The sequence below is a fragment of the Enterococcus raffinosus genome (assembly GCF_018917525.1).
Classification (GTDB): Bacteria; Bacillota; Bacilli; order Lactobacillales; family Enterococcaceae; genus Enterococcus_A; species Enterococcus_A raffinosus_A.
This window is the reverse complement of sequence record NZ_JAHLOS010000093.1, coordinates 1-1,456: the sequence shown is the minus strand read 5'-3', so window position 1 is coordinate 1,456 and position 1,456 is coordinate 1. Positions and strand designations below refer to the sequence as shown.

Below are 1,456 nucleotides of genomic sequence, written 5' to 3'. Positions count from 1 at the left end.
AGATCTGAAAGTACAAGCGTGAGTGATAGCGACAGTACAAGTGTAAGCACATCAATCAGTGATTCGAACTCAACTAGCACAAGCGAAAGCAATAGTGAAAGCACAAGTATTAGTGATTCAATCAGTGCATCAATTAGCGAATCCATTTCGACAAGTGTAAGTGAATCATCAAGCGAGTCAGGAAGCTATAGTGGAAGCACATCTGTAAGTACGAGCGACAGCACAAGCGAAAGTACATCAATCAGTGATTCAAGATCTGAAAGTACAAGCGTGAGCAACAGCGACAGTACAAGTGTAAGCACATCAATTAGCGAATCCATTTCGACAAGTGTAAGTGAATCATCAAGCGAGTCAGGAAGCTATAGTGGAAGCACATCTGTAAGTACGAGCGACAGCACAAGCGAAAGTACTTCGATCAGTGATTCGAATTCAACTAGCACAAGTGAAAGTAATAGTGAAAGCACAAGTATTAGCGATTCAATCAGTGTATCAATTAGCGAATCTATTTCGACAAGTGTAAGTGAATCATCAAGCGAGTCAGGAAGCTATAGTGGAAGCACATCTATAAGTACGAGCGACAGCACAAGCGAAAGTACTTCTATCAGCATGAGTGACAGAAGCGAGTCAGGAAGCTATAGTGGAAGCACATCAACAAGTACAAGTGATAGTACAAGTGTAAGCACATCGATCAGCGAGTCGAACTCAAGCAGCACAAGTATTAGTAACAGTGAAAGTGCAAGTGAATCGGCAAGTTATAGTGGAAGTACATCTACAAGTATGAGTAACTATGAAAGTACTTCAAGTAGTACAACTACTCCAATTTCCAATAGCGCATCAACAAGTACCAAAGGTATAATTGCGGGATCGACTGCAAAAGCGTTATCTGGAACTACTACAGGTGCTTTAACTAATGCAACAGGTCGAACAACAACTTCAAGTGGAACTGGATCTTCTGAAAAACAACTTCCAAAAACTGGTGAATCCCTTGAATCAAGCTTGCAGCTTTCATTTGTTGGGCTAGCCAGTGTTCTTGCAGCTCTTGGTTTATTGAAGAAAAAAGATGAACAGCAAAAAGATTAGTTTTTAGAAAAAAATCGGTTGTAGAGTTCAACATAAAAAGTTGAACTCCATGACCTGATTATGAGTTGTTTGTACTTTTTAGACTATTAGTAAATTAGGGCTGATGAAGTCATATGAAAACATCTAAAGTAGGTGAAATTTTGCTACTCTAGGTGTTTTTTTTAGTAAAAAAATTTTCTCAAATTTCAAGTGCAAGTTAGCCACTTATTGAAATTCATTGGTATTTAGTTTTTGTTGGTGTATTTTGCAAGACTTTTATGGTTCTTTCCAGTGTTAGTTGATTTCCAAGTCCGACTTTGGTAATAATAATATAAAAACTAGAACGGAGTCGTCGAAACTTTGGATGAACTTATAAAATTACTAGATACCCATCTAC

The 1,456-nt window shown here is 38.0% G+C and carries 1 protein-coding gene; it reads left to right on the top strand.

The window, feature by feature from the left end:
* Window positions 1–1,080: LPXTG cell wall anchor domain-containing protein (locus KQI58_RS22395; RefSeq protein ID WP_216411142.1), on the top strand; the 1,080-nt coding region annotated here is incomplete at its 5' end.
* Window positions 1,081–1,456: the final 376 nt, after the last annotated feature.